22 protein-coding genes are annotated in these 21,323 nt (G+C 51.9%); 17 read left to right on the plus strand and 5 right to left on the minus strand.

Features of this window, described 5'->3' with window-relative positions; genetic code table 11:
- Window positions 1–52 precede the first annotated feature (52 nt).
- The 10 genes from gntH (at window position 53) to ACR3EQ_RS20775 (ending at window position 10,594) form a co-directional block, all read left to right on the plus strand.
- On the plus strand, window positions 53–1,384 hold the full coding sequence (gntH, locus tag ACR3EQ_RS20730) for a guanitoxin biosynthesis MBL fold metallo-hydrolase GntH (RefSeq protein WP_170617588.1): 1,332 nt from the start codon (window positions 53–55) through the stop codon (window positions 1,382–1,384).
- Window positions 1,385–1,453: 69 nt separating this feature from the next.
- Entirely contained in the window at window positions 1,454–2,254 is an 801-nt protein-coding gene (locus ACR3EQ_RS20735) for a hypothetical protein (protein ID WP_480491956.1), read from the plus strand.
- A gap of 55 nt (window positions 2,255–2,309) precedes the next feature.
- On the plus strand, window positions 2,310–3,983 hold the full coding sequence (locus tag ACR3EQ_RS20740) for a hypothetical protein (protein ID WP_480491958.1): 1,674 nt from the start codon (window positions 2,310–2,312) through the stop codon (window positions 3,981–3,983).
- 4 nt (window positions 3,984–3,987) lie between these two features.
- Window positions 3,988–5,247, plus strand: a complete 1,260-nt coding sequence (locus ACR3EQ_RS20745; protein WP_480491960.1) for a HupE/UreJ family protein — start codon at window positions 3,988–3,990, stop codon at window positions 5,245–5,247.
- Between the two features lie 346 nt (window positions 5,248–5,593).
- Entirely contained in the window at window positions 5,594–6,751 is a 1,158-nt protein-coding gene (locus ACR3EQ_RS20750) for an MFS transporter (protein ID WP_170617594.1), read from the plus strand.
- Window positions 6,752–7,198: 447 nt separating this feature from the next.
- Complete coding sequence (locus ACR3EQ_RS20755; RefSeq protein WP_170617596.1) at window positions 7,199–7,480, plus strand: hypothetical protein; 282 nt, start codon at window positions 7,199–7,201, stop codon at window positions 7,478–7,480.
- Window positions 7,481–7,549: 69 nt separating this feature from the next.
- Complete coding sequence (locus ACR3EQ_RS20760; protein ID WP_170548140.1) at window positions 7,550–7,837, plus strand: transposase; 288 nt, start codon at window positions 7,550–7,552, stop codon at window positions 7,835–7,837.
- 23 nt (window positions 7,838–7,860) lie between these two features.
- Complete coding sequence (locus ACR3EQ_RS20765; RefSeq protein WP_170612379.1) at window positions 7,861–8,691, plus strand: IS3 family transposase; 831 nt, start codon at window positions 7,861–7,863, stop codon at window positions 8,689–8,691.
- Between the two features lie 314 nt (window positions 8,692–9,005).
- Entirely contained in the window at window positions 9,006–9,833 is an 828-nt protein-coding gene (locus ACR3EQ_RS20770) for a hypothetical protein (protein WP_170682225.1), read from the plus strand.
- 17 nt (window positions 9,834–9,850) lie between these two features.
- On the plus strand, window positions 9,851–10,594 hold the full coding sequence (locus ACR3EQ_RS20775) for a hypothetical protein (RefSeq protein ID WP_170824690.1): 744 nt from the start codon (window positions 9,851–9,853) through the stop codon (window positions 10,592–10,594).
- A 34-nt stretch (window positions 10,595–10,628) separates the two neighbouring features.
- Here ACR3EQ_RS20775 and ACR3EQ_RS20780 read toward each other — a convergent pair whose 3' ends face one another.
- From ACR3EQ_RS20780 to ACR3EQ_RS20790, 3 genes are all read right to left on the minus strand, one after another.
- Window positions 10,629–11,372 carry a HupE/UreJ family protein gene (locus ACR3EQ_RS20780; RefSeq protein ID WP_480491961.1) on the minus strand — a complete coding sequence of 248 codons (744 nt, stop codon included), beginning with the start codon at window positions 11,370–11,372 and terminating at the stop codon, window positions 10,629–10,631.
- A gap of 259 nt (window positions 11,373–11,631) precedes the next feature.
- Window positions 11,632–12,525: a peptidyl-prolyl cis-trans isomerase gene (locus ACR3EQ_RS20785; RefSeq protein WP_170682227.1), complete on the minus strand. Its 894-nt coding sequence runs from the start codon at window positions 12,523–12,525 to the stop codon at window positions 11,632–11,634.
- Window positions 12,526–12,633: 108 nt separating this feature from the next.
- Window positions 12,634–13,908: an arginase family protein gene (locus tag ACR3EQ_RS20790; protein WP_170682228.1), complete on the minus strand. Its 1,275-nt coding sequence runs from the start codon at window positions 13,906–13,908 to the stop codon at window positions 12,634–12,636.
- A gap of 68 nt (window positions 13,909–13,976) precedes the next feature.
- Between ACR3EQ_RS20790 and ACR3EQ_RS20795 the strand changes: the two genes are divergently transcribed.
- Window positions 13,977–15,071 (plus strand): helix-turn-helix domain-containing protein, encoded by a 1,095-nt coding sequence (locus ACR3EQ_RS20795; RefSeq protein WP_170682229.1) that lies wholly within the window; start codon window positions 13,977–13,979, stop codon window positions 15,069–15,071.
- Here the strand turns inward: ACR3EQ_RS20795 and ACR3EQ_RS20800 are convergent.
- Window positions 15,068–16,003, minus strand: coding sequence for a helix-turn-helix domain-containing protein (locus ACR3EQ_RS20800; RefSeq protein ID WP_170682230.1), 936 nt, complete (start codon window positions 16,001–16,003; stop codon window positions 15,068–15,070). The genes ACR3EQ_RS20795 and ACR3EQ_RS20800 overlap by 4 nt on opposite strands.
- A 145-nt stretch (window positions 16,004–16,148) precedes the next feature.
- On the opposite strand from ACR3EQ_RS20800, the gene ACR3EQ_RS20805 reads away from it, so the two are divergent.
- From ACR3EQ_RS20805 to ACR3EQ_RS20820, 4 genes are all read left to right on the plus strand, one after another.
- Complete coding sequence (locus tag ACR3EQ_RS20805; RefSeq protein ID WP_480491964.1) at window positions 16,149–17,435, plus strand: arginase family protein; 1,287 nt, start codon at window positions 16,149–16,151, stop codon at window positions 17,433–17,435.
- 209 nt (window positions 17,436–17,644) lie between these two features.
- Window positions 17,645–17,962, plus strand: coding sequence for a hypothetical protein (locus ACR3EQ_RS20810; protein ID WP_480491965.1), 318 nt, complete (start codon window positions 17,645–17,647; stop codon window positions 17,960–17,962).
- Window position 17,963: 1 nt separating this feature from the next.
- Window positions 17,964–18,911: a cation efflux transmembrane domain-containing protein gene (locus tag ACR3EQ_RS20815; RefSeq protein ID WP_170824686.1), complete on the plus strand. Its 948-nt coding sequence runs from the start codon at window positions 17,964–17,966 to the stop codon at window positions 18,909–18,911.
- A gap of 147 nt (window positions 18,912–19,058) precedes the next feature.
- Entirely contained in the window at window positions 19,059–19,340 is a 282-nt protein-coding gene (locus tag ACR3EQ_RS20820; RefSeq protein WP_170617596.1) for a hypothetical protein, read from the plus strand.
- Window positions 19,341–19,811: 471 nt separating this feature from the next.
- Here ACR3EQ_RS20820 and ACR3EQ_RS20825 read toward each other — a convergent pair whose 3' ends face one another.
- On the minus strand, window positions 19,812–20,114 hold the full coding sequence (locus ACR3EQ_RS20825; RefSeq protein ID WP_170617598.1) for a hypothetical protein: 303 nt from the start codon (window positions 20,112–20,114) through the stop codon (window positions 19,812–19,814).
- 242 nt (window positions 20,115–20,356) lie between these two features.
- Here ACR3EQ_RS20825 and ACR3EQ_RS20830 point away from each other — a divergent pair, with 242 nt between their 5' ends.
- Both ACR3EQ_RS20830 and ACR3EQ_RS20835 read left to right on the plus strand, forming a co-directional pair.
- Window positions 20,357–20,797 (plus strand): hypothetical protein, encoded by a 441-nt coding sequence (locus ACR3EQ_RS20830; protein WP_170617600.1) that lies wholly within the window; start codon window positions 20,357–20,359, stop codon window positions 20,795–20,797.
- 88 nt (window positions 20,798–20,885) lie between these two features.
- Entirely contained in the window at window positions 20,886–21,137 is a 252-nt protein-coding gene (locus tag ACR3EQ_RS20835; protein WP_170617602.1) for a hypothetical protein, read from the plus strand.
- Window positions 21,138–21,323: the final 186 nt, after the last annotated feature.

Consider the following 21,323-nt stretch of genomic DNA (forward strand, 5'->3'; position numbering starts at 1 on the left):
GCCTTTGCGCTACGCCCGCCTACCTCGCTGCTAAGCGATTGGAGGACGGTATATGGCCTATCATTCGAACTACAGAAGATTGAGTAAGCATTTCGCAATTGGTGTGCTTTTCGGCGCCTGGGCCGTTTCTCCGCAAGCGTTTACGGAAGCACTAATTGGTGTTGTTACACCTTCGGCGGCATATGCGCAGGAAACGGAAGACGTTTCTCCGACGATGGTGCGTGATCGTCCGCGGGATGTGTACTATCCAAACACCGAAGACCTGGCCGAAGATGAGATGCGGGTCATCGCGTGCGGGACCGGAATGCCCACAACACGGGCAGCGCAGGCTGCCGCGTGTTTCCTTGTGGAATTGGGCAACGGGGACAAGTTCCTGTTCGATATTGGCTCGGGGTCGGCCGAGCGGATTTCGTCGCTGCAAATCCCCTACAACTACCTCAACAAAGTGTTTATCGGACATCTGCACACCGACCACTTTGGTGCGCTGCATGACCTGTTCATCGGCGGCGCATTGATGGGGCGAAACGTGCCGTTGCGCGTCTGGGGCCCGAGCGGGCCAGCCGAGGAACTTGGCACGGCCTATGCTTTGGATCATATGCAGAAGATGCTGACCTGGGATCTGGCCGGTCGCGCTGGTAACATTGATTTTCGTGGGTATTCGATGGAAGTTAACGAATTCGACTACCAACTGGAAAACGAGGTTATCTACGACGAGAATGGAGTCCAGATACGCACTTTCCCGGCCATTCACTCGATCGACGGTGCAGTCAGTTACGCGCTCGAATGGAACGGCCTGAAATTCGTATTCAGCTCGGACACCTATCCAAACACATGGTTCAAGGAATACGCAAAGAATGCCGATCTAGCGATCCACGAGTGTTTCATTGCGGTGCCAGAACTCGTCGCCAAGATGAAGTTTACGCCCGAGTCGGCTTTGTTAGTCGGGACACAAGTTCACACTGCGCCCGAAGCGTTCGGCAAAGTGATGAGCGATATCCAGCCTCGCATGGCTGTCGCGTACCATTTCTTTAACGACTTCGACACGGCTAATGGCGTGTATGAGAGAATTCGATCCACGTACGACGGCCCCCTGAGCATGGCGGATGATTTCATGGTCTGGAATGTGACTAAAGACGATATCACCGTTCGAATGGCGGCCACTGAAGAACGAACATGGTCGCCGCCGCTTGCCGCTCCAGCGATCGCGCCGGACCCGGCAGACAAAACAGCTTATGCCGAGCAGGTGGGCTTGGCCCCGGAGGTTATGGAATTTTCCGATTTTACAAAGGGTGGTTTTGATGATGTCGACGATGTCTTGAGACCCATCTACGAAGAAGCTTCGGAAGCCTTGGGGCAGGAGTTCCCGTATCCCGGCGACAACTAAAATCAAATTTGACCGGTACGTGCTGAGCAGCACGTGCCGGTTTTTTTGAATAATGCAAGGGGCGTTGCGATGCGAAATATCACGAATAAACTGATCTTGACTGTCGCGCTGATCGTAGGTTTTGCGGAAACCGCAAGCGCTCAGTCCCTTGCCAGATCAGAGAATGATGAAGGTGGTTGGCGGCACTCGATCACGCCTTATCTGTTCCTCCCGCTCAGCACCACGGGCACCTCGACCATTGATGGTACAAGCGTCGATCTGGACTTGAGCCTGAGTGAGGTTCTGGATGTGCTGCAAGGGGCCGCTTCGGTGCGCTATGAAGGCTGGAACGGAGATTTCGGGATCATCTCCGAGGTCTACTATGTGAGGCTTGGCGGCGACGGCACCCTGCCCGGCGGAAGGGTGGGTGTCGATGTTGATGTCCGGCAAACCTTCGCCAATGTTCAGGGTGCTTACCGATTTGCGAACGGGGTCAATGCCTCTGGCAGGCGCTACGCGGCAGACGCCGCAATCGGTGTTCAGTGGAACCGGTTAAAGCAAGAGATCGACATTTCCGGCCTTGGCCCGGGCATGACGCTGGGCGGAACCGAAGACTGGTTCGAGCCAATGATCGCGCTGCGCTATGCGGTGGAAATCAACGACAAATGGAGCTTTGCCAGCCGCGCCGAACTAAGCGGATTTGGTGTGAATGGTGATGACCTGCAATACCTGCTTCTTGCAGGCTTCGACTGGAAAGGTTGGGAGAACACGTCCCTGCGGTTTGGCTATCAATTCTACGGAATTGACTATTCCATAAACCGTTCGGGTGGGGAGTTTGCCTATGACGTGGATCAGAATGGCATTTATGCTGCCGTCGCGTTTCATTTCTAAGTCTGGCGCTGCTTGCAACATTGGGGTCTTTTTGAGCTCGATGCTCGCGGGCCTTATGTTCAGCGCAAACCAGTCGGTTGCTGATCTTGTTTCACCCTACGGCGGCGAAACCGCGCCAAACTTCGTCGAGCTTTCGGTAGAGCCCGACCATGTGCGGGTCATCCTCGAGATAGATCTGAGTGACTATCCGGTCTTTGTCGTCCCAGATGACGGCTCGGGTTTGTCTTTGGCCGAGCGGACGGGGCAAAACCTTCAGGTTTGGGCGGACGGAGAAGAACTGACCAGCTCAACAAATACGATCGATGTGCGACCCAGGACACCCCGGCAAACAGCCGCCAGCGCGCAATATCGACCGCGACCGCGCAGTGACAACGTTATCTACGTGGATATGGAGTATCCGTTTAATGGTAAGCCCGAACGGATCAGGTTTGTCCCTCCGCTGAGTGCTGACGGTATTCCTTTGGCTTCTATTGGCGTGGTGGCCGAACATATGGGCGTTCCGGTTACAGACTATCGCTATCTTTCGCAGCCCGAGACGATGATCCCGGATTGGAGTGACCCGTGGTTCACCACATTTGAAAACCCCAATCTGACCCGTCACCACAAATCCCCGATGATGTCGTTTCTGGCCATGGAACCGCGGGTCGTCCGGCACGAGATCATCTTGCGTTTGAAAGACTTCGAAGGTTGGGCAGATCTGAACCTTGGAAACACAGAACGACTGACGGCGGATCAGGTCGCGGGCATTAAGTCTGAGGTTTCGCAGTTTTTTGCGAACAGAAACCCGATCGCCATCGATGGCAAGCAAGTGAACCCTGATACTGTGCAGGTCTCACGTATCCAGATTGGGGCCGAAGGTTTGCGCGTCCTTCCGGATGAGGCGGAAGCCAACCGAAATACGATGCTGCTGGGCGTTGTGCTGTCCTACCCGGTCATGACATTACCCAATCGTGTTGATGTGGCGTGGGAATTGTTCCCGGACAATCTGGACGTCATACCAATCACCCTCACCGATCCGGCCGGGGCGGTACCATCACAGATTTACGCGTCCGATCCTGTTGTTAGTTGGAATAACCACCTGACGACCTGGGCAGACCCGAAAACGAGCGCTGTAGTTGTCAAAACTGCGAGCCTGACACAGGTGCCGTTGTTTGCCATTGGCCTGGGTCTGCTGGGTATCATTTGTGCTTGGGTTTCGTCTAAACGTACCGGGGGCCAGCGCTTAATTTTGATCAGCCTGACCGGTGCATTCGGGGCCGCCGCAATTGTCGCCTACCCCGTAAAAAGCCCGATGCCCTTCGCGATGACGACGGAACCGGATGAGATCGCCACGCATCAGGTTGTGGAAGGACTGCTGAGCAACATTGGCACTGCGATGCTTGAGACGCAAAGTGACAAGACTGCGGCAGCGCTTGAGCCATTCGTTGAGGCGGGCAATCGCGATGACGTACAAGCCGAGATGAAGCGAGGTTTGTCGGTTACGTTAACATCCGGCGCACTGGCGCGCGTAGAGGAAATTGTTGATTTGAACGTCGAAAGCTTTGCGGTCGGTGATGCAAGGAACCGACACCAGGCGCTCGCCAATTGGACAGCCCGTGTCAGCGGCGGCCATTGGGGGCATTTTCACAGGCAGGCGGTCCTTTATCGCGGAGTGCTCGACGTCTCGCGGCATGGCAACCAATGGATGCTTGATGGGTTGACAATAATCAGTGCAAAGGCAGGGGGTTAACATAGTGAAACCTGTGCGGCTGTTCATTTTTGCGTTGCTGTCAGCCTTGATCTCATTGTGTGCAGAAAGCGCCAAGGCGCATTTCAATCTGAACCAGAATGTCCGTATTCATCATGTTGCCCACTCGGAAGATGGTCTTGATGTCTACGTGCGCTTGCCGATGCCATATCTGGTCGCGGAACTCGTCGGACCGACAGGCGCCGATGGGCTGCCCGCTCCGGCACCTTATACATACAATCAGATCGAAGACGGCGTGCTGATGCATTACGTGGATCAGGCCGCCTTGCGTCGTGACTCAAGCGGTTTGGCCCGTATCGCTGCCGACAGCCTGTTGTTGTCAATCGAAGGTCAGCAACAAAAGGCAAATGTCGTTTCTATCAGGTTGCACCCGCTGGGGCAGGAGCCCGGATTTGCTACGCTGGATGAAGCCCGGGCTGCACTTGCACCCGGCGATGTTTTCCCCACGACCGACGAGACGTATGTGGGTGCCGTGATGGTGGACGTGCATCTGCGCTTCAATACAGGACAAGTGGGAACCTACAGTCTGTCCTATGCCTCTGATCCGGGACTTGAGGGACAGAAAGACACCGCGAACCTGATCCTCGACTACAACAGGCAGGAGGTTCGGACTTACCGTGCCAGGGGCCTGATGCATAACCCGGTCGAGGTATCGGGATCAGCGACCTCAGCGGCTTCGACTTTCTTTGTCGAAGGTATTTGGCACATTCTGGAAGGGCCCGATCACGTGCTATTCGTGCTTTGCATGATCATCGGGGCTCTGAATCTTCATAGCCTGCTGGCGCGCGTCACGGGGTTTACCCTCGGCCATACAGTAACGCTGATCCTTGGCTTTTTTGGTTTCGCACCCAGTGGCGCATGGTTCATCCCAACTGTTGAATTGGCGATTGCGCTTTCCATAATTTACGCTGCCATGATGGCGGTCTGGCCACCGGAAAAGGGACACGGTGACCTGAAGGCCTTTGCAATCACGACAGGGATCGGTTTGTTGCACGGATTTGGGTTTTCCTTCATGCTGCACCAGATCCTGCGCGTCGACGCACCGAACGTTTGGCACAGCTTGCTGGCCTTCAATGTTGGTGTGGAGGCCGGGCAAGTTATGATCGTTCTATTGGTCTGGCCGCTGGTGCTGTTTCTGCGCAAACAGCCGGGGCGGATCTGGGTTGGCTCCCGCGCCGCCGTCGCGGCATGTGCAAGTCTGGTCGCGATGGTTTGGGTGGTCGAACGGGCAGAGGCGTTACTCTGACTCCGGCTCTGTTTGGGCGACTTAAAATATCGAAACGTGGAAAAAAAAGCGGCTTTGTAACTTTAGTTCCATTTAGCGAGTTTCGACTAAGTAACAACTTTGTCCGTAACGCGGAGTTTAGCAACTCGTAGGTGCAGTGTAATCCCTGCGCACAAAGCGGTCTTTCGCCGCGCGTCGACAGCTTTAGAGATCCGAAAACTCTGTTCACGTTGACGGCTCGCAATTGATTGCGAGCACGGATCGTGCCAGCTTCGCAGTTGAGATCTCTTACTGCTCGCCAGGAGCCGACGTGGAAAGCACTTCCCCTACAAAAAGCCAGTTGAACGCCGCAGTTTTTGCAGGATGCATGGTTGCCTTTCTTGGCTTCGGGTTCTCCGCTACATTTGGTGTGTTCTTGGCACCTATGTCTTCCGAACTTGGTTGGGGTCGCGAAGTTTTTTCGTTGTCTGTTGCTGTTCAGGCTTTGATGTGGGGGATCGCTCAACCTGTCGCAGGCGCTTTTGCAGATCGCTATGGAACAGCGCGCGTGATTGGTTTCGGAGCTGTTTGCGCTGGGATCGGTTTCCTTTTCAGGGGCCTCGTTACTGATCCGATTCCGTTTATCCTTACGGGTGTCCTTGTCGGGATTGGAACGGGCGCGGCATCCTTTCCGATTGTCATCGGAGCACTGGGAAAAGTTGTAACACCGGAGCGGCGGAGCTTCATTCTTGGTCTGGGCACCGCCGCTGCCTCTCTGGGGATGTTCGTGGCCGCGCCATCAGCCACCGCCATGATTGGCGGGGTCGGATGGCAAACCGCGCTGATTTTGATCGCTTTCAGCTTTGCACTGATCCTGCCATTTCTCGTTTTCATTTCTCGCGTCTCCGTTCCCAGCGCCGCTGGCAGCAGTGCAGGCGATTTTGGAACCGCCATATCAATGGCCTTTTCCGACCGAAGTTATGTTTGTCTTTTCTTCGGGTTCTTTGTTTGCGGATTTCACGTGGCTTTTATTCAAACGCACTTGCCAGCCTATGTCGTGGATCTCGGCCTTGCGTCTTGGGTTGGTGCGTGGTCGCTGGCACTTATTGGATTGTTCAATATCGCCGGGTCGTTTCTCTCGGGTTGGTCCGGCCAGGTGTATTCAAAGAAGAAGGTCCTCAGCGGTATTTATTTTACGCGATCCCTGGTCATCACCCTTTTCGTTCTGTTTCCAATTAGCGAGACAAGCGTTCTGGTCTTTTCCGCGTTGATGGGCCTGCTCTGGTTGTCGACAGTTCCGCTGACCATGGGGCTGGTCGCACAAACACAAGGGTTGAAATTTTTGTCAACGTTGGCTGGTCTTGTTTTCCTGAGCCACCAGACCGGCAGTTTCGTGGGGGCGTGGCTCGGTGGCCGCATATACGACCTCAACCAGGACTACACGCCAATGTGGTGGTCGGCAGTCGCGCTTGGCTTGCTAGCAGGGTTCATTCATCTTCCAATACGGGAAGAACCCGGACCGCTGGCGAGAGTTGAAGCGTCATAGAACACTATCAAACCGTAAGTTGATGACCGTTATTGGGTCAAAGCGGGCGGTAAAAGCCAAAATATGAAACGAATGCTGGCTAAGCGGAGTCAGCCGTCTTCCGCTGCATCGCCGTGATAGTTTCAGGACAATCAATTGGTGCTAGCCGCAAACCCGCGAGACACGATCTCAGGGAAGCAGGCTGACAATTTATCTGCTTCATTGAACGCGAAACTGAGTACGCAATTCGCACGAACCGAAGTACTGGTTGTGGTTTCTGAGATCGGTCGTCGTGTTTTAGGGGCTGCGTCAGATGAGTAATCTTTTGAGATTCTGCCATTTTGGTACAACTCAATCACCTATTCGATACCGTTCTCGGACTTTGGCTTTTGTTCGACCAATTGGATCTGGGCGAGCGACATGAAGACCCAACTCACTTTATCCCAACGATGACTTAGGAGCGTCTAAATGAAGAAGTTTTTACTGAGCATATCAATGTCATTTCTCGCAGGCGAACTTGCGGCACAATCGCAATTGACGACCGCGTCGCCCATTCCTGATGGCGCGGAAAAACGGTTCTGCTACTATCAGGGTCTCGTGTACTCTGAGAACGCCTTCATACTATTGGTCGGCACCAACACCGTAACTTCTACAGCTCCTCAAAAAGAAGAACGGTTGCTGCGTTGCTTTCGTGGAGACGATGGAAATTTGTCCTGGCGACCGCAGAGCACACTTCAGCTTGGCAAGTAGAGACCCTTACCGCCTGTCTTAGCCCCGTAAAACTGTGCCACTATTTTGGTGTCACGGAAGGGATGATGGATGGCTCGGAAGCGGTATTCGGATGAAGATGCGTTGAAGCTTTTGCGCGAGATCGACGTGCATTTGCATGATGGTTTGGATGTTGTGAGCGCTTGTCGGAAGGCGGGGATTTCAGACAAGACGTATTACTACTGGCGCAAGAAGTTTGGCGGCATGGGGCGGCCGCAGTTGTCAGAGATGCGAGCGCTTCAGAAAGAGAATGAGCGGCTTAAGAAGATCGTGGCTGATCTTCAGCTCGACAAGCTGATCCTGAAGGAGAGCCTGGATCATTTAAAGCCCAAGGCCTGACGGTTGATGGGTTGCGTCAGGCCGTGATCCACACCCGCCAAAAGCTGGATACATCGGAACGTCGAACCTGCGCAGTGTTGGGTGTGGCGCGGTCCAGTCATCGCTATCGGTCCAAGGCTACTAGTGATGATGCGCTGCGCCTGGCGATGATCCGGCTGGCCAAGCAATACGGACGATATGGTTATCGGAAAGTGACAGCGCTTTTGCGGATAGAGGGCTGGCAGGTCAATCACAAGAAGATCGAACGATTATGGGGCGAAGAAGGCTTGCAGCTGCCACATCGGCATAAGAAACGAAGGCGGCTCTATCACAAGGGCAGCTCTGTCATCCGGCTCAGGCCCACGCATCCCAACCATGTCTGGGCGATTGATTTTGTCCATGACAAGCTGAGCAGTGGGCGGAGCTACAAGATGCTGACTGTGCTTGATGAGTACACCCGTGAGGCGCTCTGCGTGGCAGTGCGACCCAGAATGAATGCAGCTGACGTTCTGGACGTTCTGCACCGGCTGCTGATGAAACACGGTAAGCCCGAGTTTATTCGTTCAGACAACGGCCCGGAGTTCATCGCTGCACCGCTTCAGGAGTGGCTCCGACGGGTCGGTATCCAACCGATCCAGATCTACCCAGGGTCACCGTGGGAAAATGGCTACAACGAACGCTTCAACGGAACACTCCGTCGCGAAGTCCTCAACGCCGAATGGTTCCACACAACCAAACAAGCTCAGGTCGCCATCAATGTCTGGCTCAGACAATACAACCAGATCCGGCCACATCATGCTCTGAACATGCGCCCACCTGTGCCTGAAACCTTATTAGAGAAACCTCAATTTAGTGGTGCCGAACGAGGGGGCTAGACAATCGGCTTGTCAATCGCCACACCGGCAGTGTGCCGGGCAATAAGCCTGGGTTCCGTGATCTTTACAGGCATCCTATTCTGAACAGTTTTTTGCTTTCAGGTTGGCATGCCACGCTGTTACCTAGTCTATGAAGTCGCTCTGATCGCCTTTGCTTTTCAGACCCAAGTATTTGCTAAAGCTTCGAAATTCCTCGACTGCGTATAGGATTTACACTATTTTTCTAATATCAGATTTTCGCATACACTATCGGACGTCTTCGATTGTTATATTTGCTCATGTTTGCCAGAGTGAAGCGCTCCCTTCGGATAGTTTTGTCCATATCTCTGCTGTTTGGCATTCTTGCCGCATGCGAGCGCGACCGACCAAAACCAACAAGTGAATTGACCCCTCAAGCACTGCTTGCAGCCGCCGAAAATCGTAAAGGAATTGATCCCACCAAATACAAAGGCGACATCGAACTCCTTCTATCTAGCAAGGTGCCCATAGGCGAGGAATCGTTTGATATTGTGTTTTTCGCAGGTTTGAGCCCGGCGACAGAAACCCGTTTGCGGGCGAACGTCGTGGCGGACTTGAGGGCAATCCAAGCACGATTCCCAGAGCTAGCATCGGGGGTCTACGATGATAGTTGCTCACGAAAAGTATCAGTTAATATTTTAGAAACAGAGGCGATTGAAGATCACGTCGAATTGCGTGGAACTTTGTTTGTACGATTCTTTTCCTGCGATCAGAACTCCCCGGGCCAAGAGCGGGGCAATCCTTGGTTGACACAAGAAATTGATGCAAAGGCAAAAGTGGAAGCCTTCGTCGAAGACCAATGTGTAAGGTTTTCCGTGGTTGAGCTTGAACTCGACCCGCGTGGGTTTACTGGGGTTGTCGCAAGATTATTCGGTGTCATTGAGACTGCGCGCGCCGAAATCATCAAACAGGCAGAGATCTATTTTGACGGCAACCCAATCTGCCTAACAGTCCCGAAGGAATTGGAGCCGGTATCACCGAAGGCCACACTCGTCAAAGCGCTCGAAATTGGCGAAGGCGGCATCGGCGCCGAAATTCAGGGATTGATCGATACAGACGCGACGACACTTGTCAAACTGCTCAACGTGATGGAATTGAGCGACATTATCGAGGGGCAACAATGAGGCACGTGTGTTTTACGATGTTTCTGATCGGCGGCTTCGGTCTCGCATCCCCTTCAACAGCACAAGTTGCCGAATTCGACATTAAGGACACTCTGGTCGTCGGCACAACGGAAATTGATTACGGTCTCAATGTCATTATGACTGCGGTTTCGCCAACACGAGTTGGCATTGAAGCCGTGCTTGACTTTAGTGATTTGCAAGCTCGTTTACCGGACCTGTTTGCTGACGAACCAATTTCAGACACATGTGGAACCCGTACCGATCTCAGTGAGTTTGTTGTTGAGGCACAAGGTGAAATTATCTCTCTAAGAGGAAAACTGGATACTCAGTTCTTTGAATGCACCAAGACAAACGAAAACGTCTTTGTACGCGGCAAACCGATGGACAGATGGATTTTCGACTTTTCATCTTCAGCTACGGCCCGGTTTAGCGAAAAGTGCGTAACCTACGAAATAGTAGACGCAACCGTTCAACCCCTTGAGCATTTGCGGGACATTGAGGGGTTCGTTGAAGATGTCGAAGCGCTGCGTTCCATCCTGCTGGAAGTCGCTGGACGCTTTTTGAGCGAACGCCCGTTTTGCCCTGCATTTCCTGAAGAATTTGAACCTTTGGACCCAGTATATGAAACCGGCGGACCACGTGAAATAGGAGAGGGTGGACTGGGCGCTTTCCTAAGAGGATCAATCGACACCAGCACCACAACGATCATCGGAATACTACGCGTATTACAAGAGGAAGAAGTAATACCGGGCCCTCCATGAGTTTTTTCAAGCCAAGTAGACGCCTTCAAACTGCCTAAACAAAAATTGAGTAAGTCCGCTCTATCATCCAGTATGTTGCGATTGTTCCAATGCCATAGACGAGGATCAATTGAGCGCTTGTCTCCCATTGTTGTGCAGCGGGTATTTGCAAGAACCCCCATCCTACGACCAATGCTGCAGCAACAAAGATTAACTGACCAAGCTCGACGCCAACGTTGAAGAAAAGAAGCGCAATCGGAATCTCAGATGGCGGCAGTCCGATTTCGGCCAAGGCTCCAGCAAATCCGAGCCCATGCAATAGTCCAAACGCAAATGCCACAACCCAAGGCGCTCTTGCCGCCATAGAAAAACGACCGCGGGACTTCCAGACGATCTCAGACGCCAGGAAAACGATCGAAAGTGCAATTGCCGCCTCTACAGGCGCAGACGGTAGCGAAACAAATCCCAGCGTGGCCAAACCCAGTGTTATCGAATGAGCTACTGTAAACGCAGTTATTGTTTTGATCAGCATCCACCAGCCTTCTACAAGAAACAGCAAAGCCAGCACGAACAGCAAGTGATCCAAACCCTCCAATATGTGTTCAATTCCCAGAACGGTGTAGCGCTTAGCCGCGCGTGATGCAGATCCCGAACCAGCCAGCCATTCGTCCAGGTTGACTTCGATAGTCGTCCCCTCTCGTTTAACCAAACGCGTGACAGGTTCCTGACCAAACCAACGAACCGTCAACAGAGCCCCTTCGCGGTTCCACGGAAGCACCAGGTGATCTTCGGATGTCATGGGGGTGGCACAGGTGAAGGTAAATGTGACCGAATAAGATCCCCTTTCACCATTCGGGCTCCCCCCAAACTCACACTGCTCAGGCAAATCCGGTGACAATATCGCAGCTGACAATCTACTAGGTACTTTTGAGACTAGTCTGTATTCGCCGGGAGCCGTTTCAATCAGTTCCGCGCGATCCAAGCCGAGTGTATGCGCATGAGAACCGATCCCTTGTAGCGCTATTAGCGTCGCAGTCCACGCAGAGATGAGGAATAACCTAATCAACGTCTTTGGCCTTTTGCAGCGGAGCTATCTCGATCTTGTAGTCGCCTTCTACAGATTCCAGTTCTTTCTCCATCAACTCACGGGATTTGTCCGTCATCCACCGGGTGGCAACCCAATCTTGAGCCTGCTCAAACTCAGGCAACTGAGCGGGGTTTTCCTTGAGAACCCTGAGGAAGTGAATCGTCCCAGTCTGGGATGGGAACGGTCCTTGCCAATCGTCGTTCTTGTCAATGGCCGCCAAAACCTCTTTTGCCGTTTCGCCGCCGAACGCCTGCACAAGGCGTTTCTGGTCCATGTATCTCAGTGTATTTCCAAAGGTGATGTCGACGTCACCGAGGGATGTGGGATCTGCGCCTTCGTTCAACTCTTCCAGAAGGTTAGGTGGAACTTCGCTGATCGAATTAAACATCACATGTTCAAGGTCATAACTGGGAGGGCTCAGAAACTTCTCTTGGTTGCTGTCAAAGTATTCTTTGAGTTCCGCTTCTGTCGGCTCTGCCAAGTCTCCGGCAATGAAAAACCGCATGTTTTGAAGAAGTAATGCACGAATACGGGATCCGTCAGAAAAACCTCGCTTCACTGCCTCTCGGACCAGGATCTCTTCCTCAACGAAGTTTCTGACTAGGTCCTGTTTTTCTGCTTCACTTAGCGGGCGCAAAAGCAATTCCGACTCTTGGTCGAAAAGGTATTCCTGCGTCACTGCATCCACCACGATCAGATCTCGATCGTCCTTTGCAAAAAGCGCCTGCGCGATGAACAAAAGTGCTGCGAGGACGAGAAACTGAAACAACGGCTCTCTGACGAGATGAAAGAGAAATGAGTGCGGCGTACCACTGTCGTTACCGGCAGGTCTTCCCGAGGGATGGTCTGAAGTACTGATGGACATTTCTGAACCTGTGTTACCGCACCGAAAAAAGACGCCTCAATTCAAGGCGCCTTTTCCGAAAAAGGCAACTCTTTGGAATGCAACACATCATTCGCCCAGTTCATTACCTTACTTGCTGTTATCCTCGAGCATTGCAGGATGAACATAGTTTGGATCAGTGATACCCTCTTTGCGAGCGGCCATCGCGGCCAGGGTATGTCGCTGCAAACGGCTTATAACGTTGCCTGTGGAGCGACGGCGGTCGTCCAAAAGCGGAGAATACTCAACCCAATCGATCAACAGTATCTCGTTTTGAAGAGCCAGCTTTCGAAGAATCTGCATGAATTGTAGCGTGGTAAAGCCACCTATTTCAGGGTTTGATACACCCGGCGCCAACGATCCGTCCAGAACATCCATATCGATTGAGATATACAGCCGGCGTCCTTCGAGTTCTGAGATCAGTTCGTCGACAGTTGCATCAAATCCATTTTTTTCAAACTTCGGCATGAAGTAGTAGTTGGTCTGATTGTTGAACATCCAGTCCATTCTCTCGACGCTCTCGTATGCACCGCGAAGGCCGATGTGGAAAATCTGATCTCCGGTGGTCCACCCTTGCTCGTGCGCGAAACGGAGGGCTGCACCCCCATGGGTGAACATTCCAAGTCGCCCATCAGGCGGTGCAAGGTCGGTATGGGCGTCAAAATGGACTGTTGTAAAACTCTGCGGACCGTAGTGATCAATCAGCGCCATTAGTGACGCGACCTGGGTGCCATGGTCTCCACCTATTACGAAGGGTATCGCACCGCCATCGAGGATTTCCTTAAACACACCAGCCTGATCCGCAAAGTTCTGCATCATTAAAGATGGGTGGGCGTTGGCGTTTCCATAGTCCACAACGTTCAGGATATCGAAGTACTGGTTGTTGAACCACATATCATGCCCCGACTGGGCAAAATCATAGTTGTGGTTTACGCGCATATAATTCGCTGCCCAGCCGTTGCCGTCAGCTGGATTAAACTGGCTCGGCGCCCCAACAATAGCCACGTCAACCTCTCCGGCAATCAGATCTTCGGTTGTCAAAGCGATCGGCAAACCGAAATACGTGGGGAATGCGTGCTTGGTCGGCACGACGTAGTAGCGCTGTAAATCAATTGGACCGGGTTCCCGCGGAGGGTTATCACCTACCATATCCTTGCGCAGATAGTATTTGTTCCAGCCAGGATCGAGGATTTGAACATTTGGATTGCTTGGATCTCTCCACGGCTGCATCGAAGATGGGAACCCATCAACTAAAGGATCAGCGGAAAAATCTGGTGCCGGATTGTCTTGTGCGTATCCCACTCCAGCTAGTGTTGCTGCGAGCAGAGCGGACCATTTGAACAATACTGGTATGCGACGCGCCACTTTCTAATCCTCTCATTTTAAGACCAAATTTAACTTGACTACGGAGAGGATATTTTCTCAGGCTATTGATGACTGTGCAAAAAGTGCAAGTAGCACACATCTTTGCAATCGCCCGGCATGAGTTACGTGATCGGGTATTGGCATTCGACCTGTATACCCATCCCCGAGACTTTGGGTTTGTTGATAGAGGGGTAACTGCTTTGGCATTCGATCGTTTTTCAATTGATCTCGCAGATGAGGATGCACTGGAAAACTTCTATCTTGAGCAAACCAATACAGACACCCGCTTTATGCAATTCACTTCTGGCCCCGCGATCCTGAGCGCCCGTAGCATCGATTTTGGCGACATCAGGCTCCTGCAAGTATCAGGGGAAGGCAAACATCTCTGGACCGACACTATGTTGGCGCGTGAGTGGCGATTTGCGATCATGGTTTCAGCAAATGGCAGCCCTCGGATAGGCCAGTCTGGCATTTCTAACACCACCGCCCATCTACTGAGGCCAGGTGAAACGGCGGAGTTGTTCACAAACGGCAGATACAAAACTCTGGAGATTACGTTCACGGAAGAACTTCCCAAAAAGCTCGGGTGGAATTGCCGTGGTGGTCAAATTACTGATGTGCCTGAAGACGTCGCAAGAAGCCTGGCGTCGATTGCGCAGGAAGGCTTTTCTGCGGCTCTCAATGACGACTCTGGAGATTGGTGTTTTAGCTCTCTCGCGGACACTCGGTCTAAACTCATCGATGCTTTAGAAGTTGCCCTTCAACCTTGGGCGTCGCCCAAACACCATGACAGTGATGTTCTGTCGCGTGGAGCACGGGCTGATTTGCTCCGCGATGCCCGTAGACTACTGCAGGACAAAGACAACAACCTATGTGTCAGTGTTGACGCTTTGGCTGAAGAAATTGGCGTGTCCAAGCGCAGTATTTTTCAAGCTTTCCAAAACGCTTATGGGATTGGACCGAGGAGATTCCGAGAAGTCGTACGTTTGAACGGTCTTCGCGCAAGCTTGTATCGTAGCGAGCCGGACAACTCGTCTGTGACCCACCTGGCGAACGATCATGGCTTTTCAGAATTGGGGCGTATGGCAGGCAAATACCGGTCATTGTTCGGAGAACTTCCAAGCGAAACGCTTAAGCGACCTAGGCAGAGCTGGTTAAACTAGGAGCGCAACGTCTGGCTCGGGCTCTCTCCAAACTGTCGACGATACTTTCCGGCCATGCGCCCAAGATCCCCAAACCCAAGTTCGGTTGCCAGTTCAGTAACTGTATTTTCTTCAGGGCCGGTATTTTTCAACCGGGTTCGCAATTCTGCGAGGCGTCGTATTTCTATGTACCGCCTTGGCGTAATACCTAACGACTGACGTAGCGAATAGAACAACGTGCGCCTCCCAACGCCCAATTCCCTTGAAATGGAGTTTAAGCCTGGCAACCCATCGCCTAACTCTAAAAGAAGGCGATCAAAGTTCTTCAATACCGAATATCGCTTCGTGCATTCATTAAGTTCCGAACTCGAATTGGTACCTTTAGGTAACCAAGGGCACAACGCCCGCTCCAGAGCATCTAAAACCATCCCACGCACTTCTGCCATTAGTTCAGGCCTCAAATATTCACCGTTGGACACAGTGATCTTTTTTGCTTGGCGACAAACAGTCTCGAGTTGTTGCAATCGCGTTCCACGGATGCGTGCCAAAGGTGCTCCTGAAAAAGTCCAGCCAAGACTGTCTGCAATTTCTTTGGATACACCTATTTCCAGTGTTTCAACCGGCCCCAGAAACACATAGTCCATTTCCTGGCCGGGGCGAAACAGCATCGCGTCTTTAGGACCAATTTCGTGACCAAGCGATCTGACGCCGCCTTTTGCGTTCAGCACTATCCCAAAATGCACTCGACCATCGTCAGACATCTGGTCTTGCCACCTGCAATGAGCAATCCCCGAAGCCCAAAGCAGAGTGACGCCGTCTAGATCCACAACCTTGTATTCAAGTTTTGCGGGGCCTGCTGAGAATTGAGTATAGCCAGGCATCATCCCAGTTGCTTGGAACAGAAACTCCGAAATATCTTCGGCTTCATGCAGAAGAATACGCTGTATACCCATGCAGTTAATCTGTACGCGCGGCACTGTGTTCGGCAAGGGTTAATTCCGCAAAGATAGATTCCAAATGCACTAATTACGTAGCACCCTTGCTACCTGTCCGCCAAAATCACACGCAATCCAATGACAGAACCGGACTGCTTTGAATTTGAAAGGAAAGACGATGCATTACTGCAAGTTGTTGTCCACAGCTGTGTTCACCGCGGTACTTGGAGCCATTCCTTTTGAAACTTCAGCGCAAATGCTCAAGGACATTGCTGCAGCTTCGCCAAATGAAAACATCGGTCCGATGCCTCACCAGGTCCCAGACGACCCGACAAAGATGAATATCAAACAGGACAAGTCTACGGACATCTGGCGAGCAGAACGTGAACCATCCGGACGTACTGCAGGACCAATGGACGTACAACGATACCAGCTGCAAATGGAACCTGTGGGTATCCAAACGTTCTTTAAGCTGCCCGTCGCTCTTACACCCGAAGACTTACAGGCCGGCGAAATCGATGTTGCGATATTCGGCGCACCAACTGGAGCGCTTCCGCACTCCGCAGGCAATATGTGGGCGCCGGCCGAGGTGCGAACTACACGCGACTATGGCGGCTACGGTGACCCCAAATTCCCTTTAAGCTGGGTTGAATACGAGACCCTTCTCGCTCCATTCACAATCTTAAATGCGGTTGACTACGGCGATGCCGGACTAAATGCGTACAATCAATCTGCGACTTTAGAGGAAATACGTCGTATGACACGGGAGATTGCTTCTGTCGGCGCAATTCCCTTCATCGTTGGTGGGGACCACTCGGTTCCCAACGGCACTTTCCGCGGTATCGTTGATGTCTACGGAAAGAACAACGTTGCTTTCGTGCATTTTGATGTCCATCTCGACCGAGACGCTGGCATGGGCAAGTTTGGTGCCTATTACCATTCAGGCAGTTTTATGAATCGCGCTGTTCAGGAAGGTATGGTCGAAGGGCGCCATGTCATTCAGTATGGCATGTCTACACCGGTCTTTGGTCCAGAGGAGTGGGATCAGGTGGCCTCTGAAGGCGGGAAGGTTTATCACATCCACGAGATCAGGAGAGACGGCGTCGAAGAGACTTTTGAAAAAATATACAAAGACTTAGAAGACATAGATCTTGTTTACGTGTCCTTCGACATTGACACCTTTGACATGAGCTATGCACCCGGAACAGGCTCCTCATCGCCCATCGGTTCGCATCCCGAAGACCTTTTCCCCATGTTGCGCCAATTTGCGGCAACAAAAACCATCGTCGGCGTTGATTTCGTTGAGTTCAACCCCTTCTACGATAACCGCGGCCAACAAACCGCGCGGCTTGTTCGGCGAACCATGTTTCAGTTTCTAACCGGCATTGCGATGAAAAAAGACGGGATCGAACCGGACTATATTCACCCGCGCATCTCCGGAGAACCGTAAGAACAGTCTGGTTCTGGCGATCAGCGGTGCGCATTGCCCGAAAAGGCCTAGGGATTCCTTCAAAAAGAATGGTGGCGCGGCAATGCGCCAGAGCCAAGTGGCGACTGATAGTTAATGCCCGTTTTTTGCAAAACGACTCATCGCTTTTCTCTTGCTAAATTGAGCTCGCTGCGGAGGATTTTCTGCGTTTCGTGCATCAGGACCAATGTATGACAAGTTTACCAAAACTCACATCGGCGGATTCAGACGCCCCTGCTAAAGCCCACCCTAGTGCAATTTCTGAGTTACATCAGAATGTAGTTTTGAGTCCATCGGCTGAATCGGACAAGTTACCTATCGGAACAGATCTTCTAAACTTCGCTGGAACTGGCAACAAAAAAGCACCTGTCTATCCGCCAAAATTCTCAACCTGTATCACAGGACTACGTGCTGCTGAGGGGTATCGCGCCAGACCTTCAGAAACTGGACATAAAGGCTTGGCTCCTTCAAATATGGAAAAAGCAAGTCAAGCCAGTGGAAGCAACTAGAATGTCGGCTACGGCAATGAGTTTCGAAAGCTCCGCCCTGCGAGTTGGCATGGTGGGCAACCTTGCAATGGGTTTCGCTGGTGTCGTAGCTTCAGTTCTGTCGAACTCACAAGCGCTTCTTGTCGATGGGCTTTTCTCTCTTGTTGGCTTTTTTGCTGCTATTATAGCTGTTCGCGTAGGTAAACAGTCATTTGCGCAACCCGATGATGCAAGACCGCTTGGCTATGCTGCCGATGAAGCAGTTTTTACCACGTTCAGGTCCTTGTCCCTTCTGGGCCTCGTCGCATTCGCTCTCATTAATGCTGTTGCGAAAATTGCGGCATATATCGGTGGTACTGTACCTGCGCCCGTGAAGTACGAGGTCGTTGGTGTTTACACGGTTGCCATTTGTCTGATCTGCGTCGGGCTTTGGCTAAATCACCTACGCTGTTGGAAAAAAACAGGAAAAAATAGCGACATACTGAAGCTCGAAGCCCGGGCAGCGGCCTTTGACGGTGTTATCACCGGGACTGCTGGCTTGGGCTTCGGGCTTGTTTATCTTTTTCAATCTGGCCCATTGGCGTTCATTGCACCGGTCGGGGACTCAATCATTGTTATCGGTTTGTGCCTCATCGCATCGGGCACATACTGGTCCGACTTCAAAAGCAGTTTGGGTGAACTTGTGGGTGCCTCGGCCGGAGCAGAGATCGTCGAAAATGCACGTGCAATTGCTGAAGAACACTTCGCCTCAGAAGATATCGCGTTGGTTGACGTTGTTGTTTTGAAAGCGGGCCGCACCTACTCGGTCATTGTGTTTGTGAACCCGCGAGACACGATCTCAGGGAAGCAGGCTGACAATTTATCTGCTTCATTGAACGCGAAACTGAGTACGCAATTCGCACGAACCGAAGTACTGGTTGTGGTTTCTGAGATCGGTCGTCGTGTTTTAGGGGCTGCGTCAGATGAGTAATCTTTTGAGATTCTGCCATTTTGGTACAACTCAATCACCTATTCGATACCGTTCTCGGACTTTGGCTTTTGTTCGACCAATTGGATCTGGGCGAGCGACATGAAGACCCAACTCACTTTATCCCAACGATGACTTAGGAGCGTCTAAATGAAGAAGTTTTTACTGAGCATATCAATGTCATTTCTCGCAGGCGAACTTGCGGCACAATCGCAATTGACGACCGCGTCGCCCATTCCTGATGGCGCGGAAAAACGGTTCTGCTACTATCAGGGTCTCGTGTACTCTGAGAACGCCTTCATACTATTGGTCGGCACCAACACCGTAACTTCTACAGCTCCTCAAAAAGAAGAACGGTTGCTGCGTTGCTTTCGTGGAGACGATGGAAATTTGTCCTGGCGACCGCAGAGCACACTTCAGCTTGGCAAGTAGAGACCCTGAACCCATTTTCTGTGCTTCAGTAAATGGGTCGGAACGCCTCTAACCAAAAGGAGGCGCACCACGATGCCTCAGATCAATGCCAAACTGTCCGAACTCTATTGTTCCAGGGTTGCTCATCTGGCGCATGCGCTATCGCTTCCCCCGTGACGTCGGCCTCTCGTCTTTAGGACGGGAGGGCCCGCTGTCGCGAACTTGTGCATCGCCGATCTAATGCGCCGTCTTGGCCAAAGCGCTGAATATCTAAGCAGGGAAACTTACTCACCAATCGGACCGCGCAGTTCCCTATGGAAACCGCTTTGGAGATCCTCCTCGATTGAATTGGTCTGCCGTTATGGCTAAGAAATCCGGGGAACCACAAGCGTTGCATCTGGCCTCTCAGCCAGGATAGCTCTATCTGTCGATCCGCGTTCTGGGCATCATGCCTGGAACTCAGCGTTGAACACACTTCAAACTGTTCTCTGCTTACCGATTGCCAGAACCAGGTCCGCCTGCCAGCATTGCGGCTTGGCGCATTCGCTGGAACTCGTCAGGTGTGACGGTTCCATCGCTGACATCAATGCCCTTGGGAATCCGCGCTCGTTTGTGTCCGACTACTCGAACACTGCTTCTTGTGATTTCCAAGCAGGCAGAGTTGTAGCAAGTCAGCCCATTTGTGTTGATTTGAATAGCGGTTTGACCAATTGCATTGGTGACCAAAGGAGCCTGGGTAGTAGTGGCGCAAGCCGAAGCCAACACCGCAAACCCGAAACACGCCCATTTTTTCATACGCAACTCCTTTGTTCCTCAAAGATAGGTCAGCAACTGTTCAGTCAAATTTTTCGAGCGTCTACTTCGAGCCCAAAATGCGCAAGTCCACGTTTTGTGCGAAATCCTTTTTTTCTGTCAGGCAACGCGCAACGAAGTCGGACGTCCATCCAACAACAGTTGCACTACTGTAGGACACCTCCAAAGAACGGTGAACTCTTCACATTTTCGTTTTGCACAAACTGGAAAGGTGGAGAGAAAAGATGTCACAATTTGATTTGCTAACGACGCTGCGAAACCAATACCCGGCGACTACGGCTGCGGCACACAATTTGGTCTTACGTACGTCTGAGCTTTCAGTTGCCAGAAAGCACAAAGTTCAGATTTACGTTGACAAGACTCCTCGGGCGCTGATCGCCTTCGAAAACGGCCTTTGGGAAACCTTACTTTGGGCTGCCCGAGAATCCAATGCGACAAGCGCAGAGCGGCTGTTCAAATTCACAGCAAACTTCTTCGCTCAGTTCGCATTGGCATGTCCAACGTGGAATAACGTCCTGCCCGAAGTCACAGATTACTTGATTGCAGCAAGCAGCGCAGAAAAGTCCCTGCTTACTGACGCTGTCGACCAGGTCAAAAGAGAACAATCCATAATGATTGGCATCGGGCGCGAGAACCCATCGAACCGGGCGAGCAAACAACAGTGAGCCGCTTTCGACTTTAACTGGGTCGCCGCAAGAAGAGGCACCCGGTGTTTTAGGGTAGCGACAGTAAACACATTGAATGGAGAAGAAAATGAAAGACCTTGATTCACAAGCTTGGGACATAGTTCTTTCGATAACGCCCAAAGACATATTGAAGTTCTACCAAAAGACTGACGACCTAAGTGATCTACACCAAAAAATTTATGAAGAGTTTCTGGTCAACGGTCGGTTTGCTTGCGTGCACCATGAGTTTTTCTTTTACTCAGATGCAGCTGAGCAGCAAGCCTACGTACTGCGTGTTCAAAGACTCACTGGGACCCAACCGGACTCTTTTCGGCGGTGATTCAAAGGATTGCGAAGGTTCTGCCGGGCAATACGAGACTCGTCTTCAACCGGACGCAAGAGACGCCAAAAATATCACGATTGGCTGCAGATTGTTGGACGATTCAGGAAGAAAAAAACGGTTGAACCTTCGAAAATCGTGCTGTGTACGAGTAAGAACAACGAATTTTTCATTTGCCTGCGACTT

The sequence above is a fragment of the Ruegeria sp. AN11 genome (genome assembly GCF_056536005.1).

Coding starts and splice junctions, on each gene's coding strand:
- gntH (WP_170617588.1), top strand. CDS start 53: ATGGCCTATCATTCGAACTACAGAAGATTGAGTAAGCATTTCGCAATT.
- ACR3EQ_RS20735 (WP_480491956.1), top strand. CDS start 1,454: ATGCGAAATATCACGAATAAACTGATCTTGACTGTCGCGCTGATCGTA.
- ACR3EQ_RS20740 (WP_480491958.1), top strand. CDS start 2,310: ATGTTCAGCGCAAACCAGTCGGTTGCTGATCTTGTTTCACCCTACGGC.
- ACR3EQ_RS20750 (WP_170617594.1), top strand. CDS start 5,594: ATGGTTGCCTTTCTTGGCTTCGGGTTCTCCGCTACATTTGGTGTGTTC.
- ACR3EQ_RS20755 (WP_170617596.1), top strand. CDS start 7,199: ATGAAGAAGTTTTTACTGAGCATATCAATGTCATTTCTCGCAGGCGAA.
- ACR3EQ_RS20760 (WP_170548140.1), top strand. CDS start 7,550: ATGGCTCGGAAGCGGTATTCGGATGAAGATGCGTTGAAGCTTTTGCGC.
- ACR3EQ_RS20775 (WP_170824690.1), top strand. CDS start 9,851: ATGTTTCTGATCGGCGGCTTCGGTCTCGCATCCCCTTCAACAGCACAA.
- ACR3EQ_RS20780 (WP_480491961.1), bottom strand. CDS start 11,372: ATGACATCCGAAGATCACCTGGTGCTTCCGTGGAACCGCGAAGGGGCT.
- ACR3EQ_RS20785 (WP_170682227.1), bottom strand. CDS start 12,525: ATGTCCATCAGTACTTCAGACCATCCCTCGGGAAGACCTGCCGGTAAC.
- ACR3EQ_RS20795 (WP_170682229.1), top strand. CDS start 13,977: ATGACTGTGCAAAAAGTGCAAGTAGCACACATCTTTGCAATCGCCCGG.
- ACR3EQ_RS20800 (WP_170682230.1), bottom strand. CDS start 16,003: ATGGGTATACAGCGTATTCTTCTGCATGAAGCCGAAGATATTTCGGAG.
- ACR3EQ_RS20810 (WP_480491965.1), top strand. CDS start 17,645: ATGACAAGTTTACCAAAACTCACATCGGCGGATTCAGACGCCCCTGCT.
- ACR3EQ_RS20815 (WP_170824686.1), top strand. CDS start 17,964: ATGTCGGCTACGGCAATGAGTTTCGAAAGCTCCGCCCTGCGAGTTGGC.
- ACR3EQ_RS20820 (WP_170617596.1), top strand. CDS start 19,059: ATGAAGAAGTTTTTACTGAGCATATCAATGTCATTTCTCGCAGGCGAA.
- ACR3EQ_RS20825 (WP_170617598.1), bottom strand. CDS start 20,114: ATGAAAAAATGGGCGTGTTTCGGGTTTGCGGTGTTGGCTTCGGCTTGC.
- ACR3EQ_RS20830 (WP_170617600.1), top strand. CDS start 20,357: ATGTCACAATTTGATTTGCTAACGACGCTGCGAAACCAATACCCGGCG.
- ACR3EQ_RS20835 (WP_170617602.1), top strand. CDS start 20,886: ATGAAAGACCTTGATTCACAAGCTTGGGACATAGTTCTTTCGATAACG.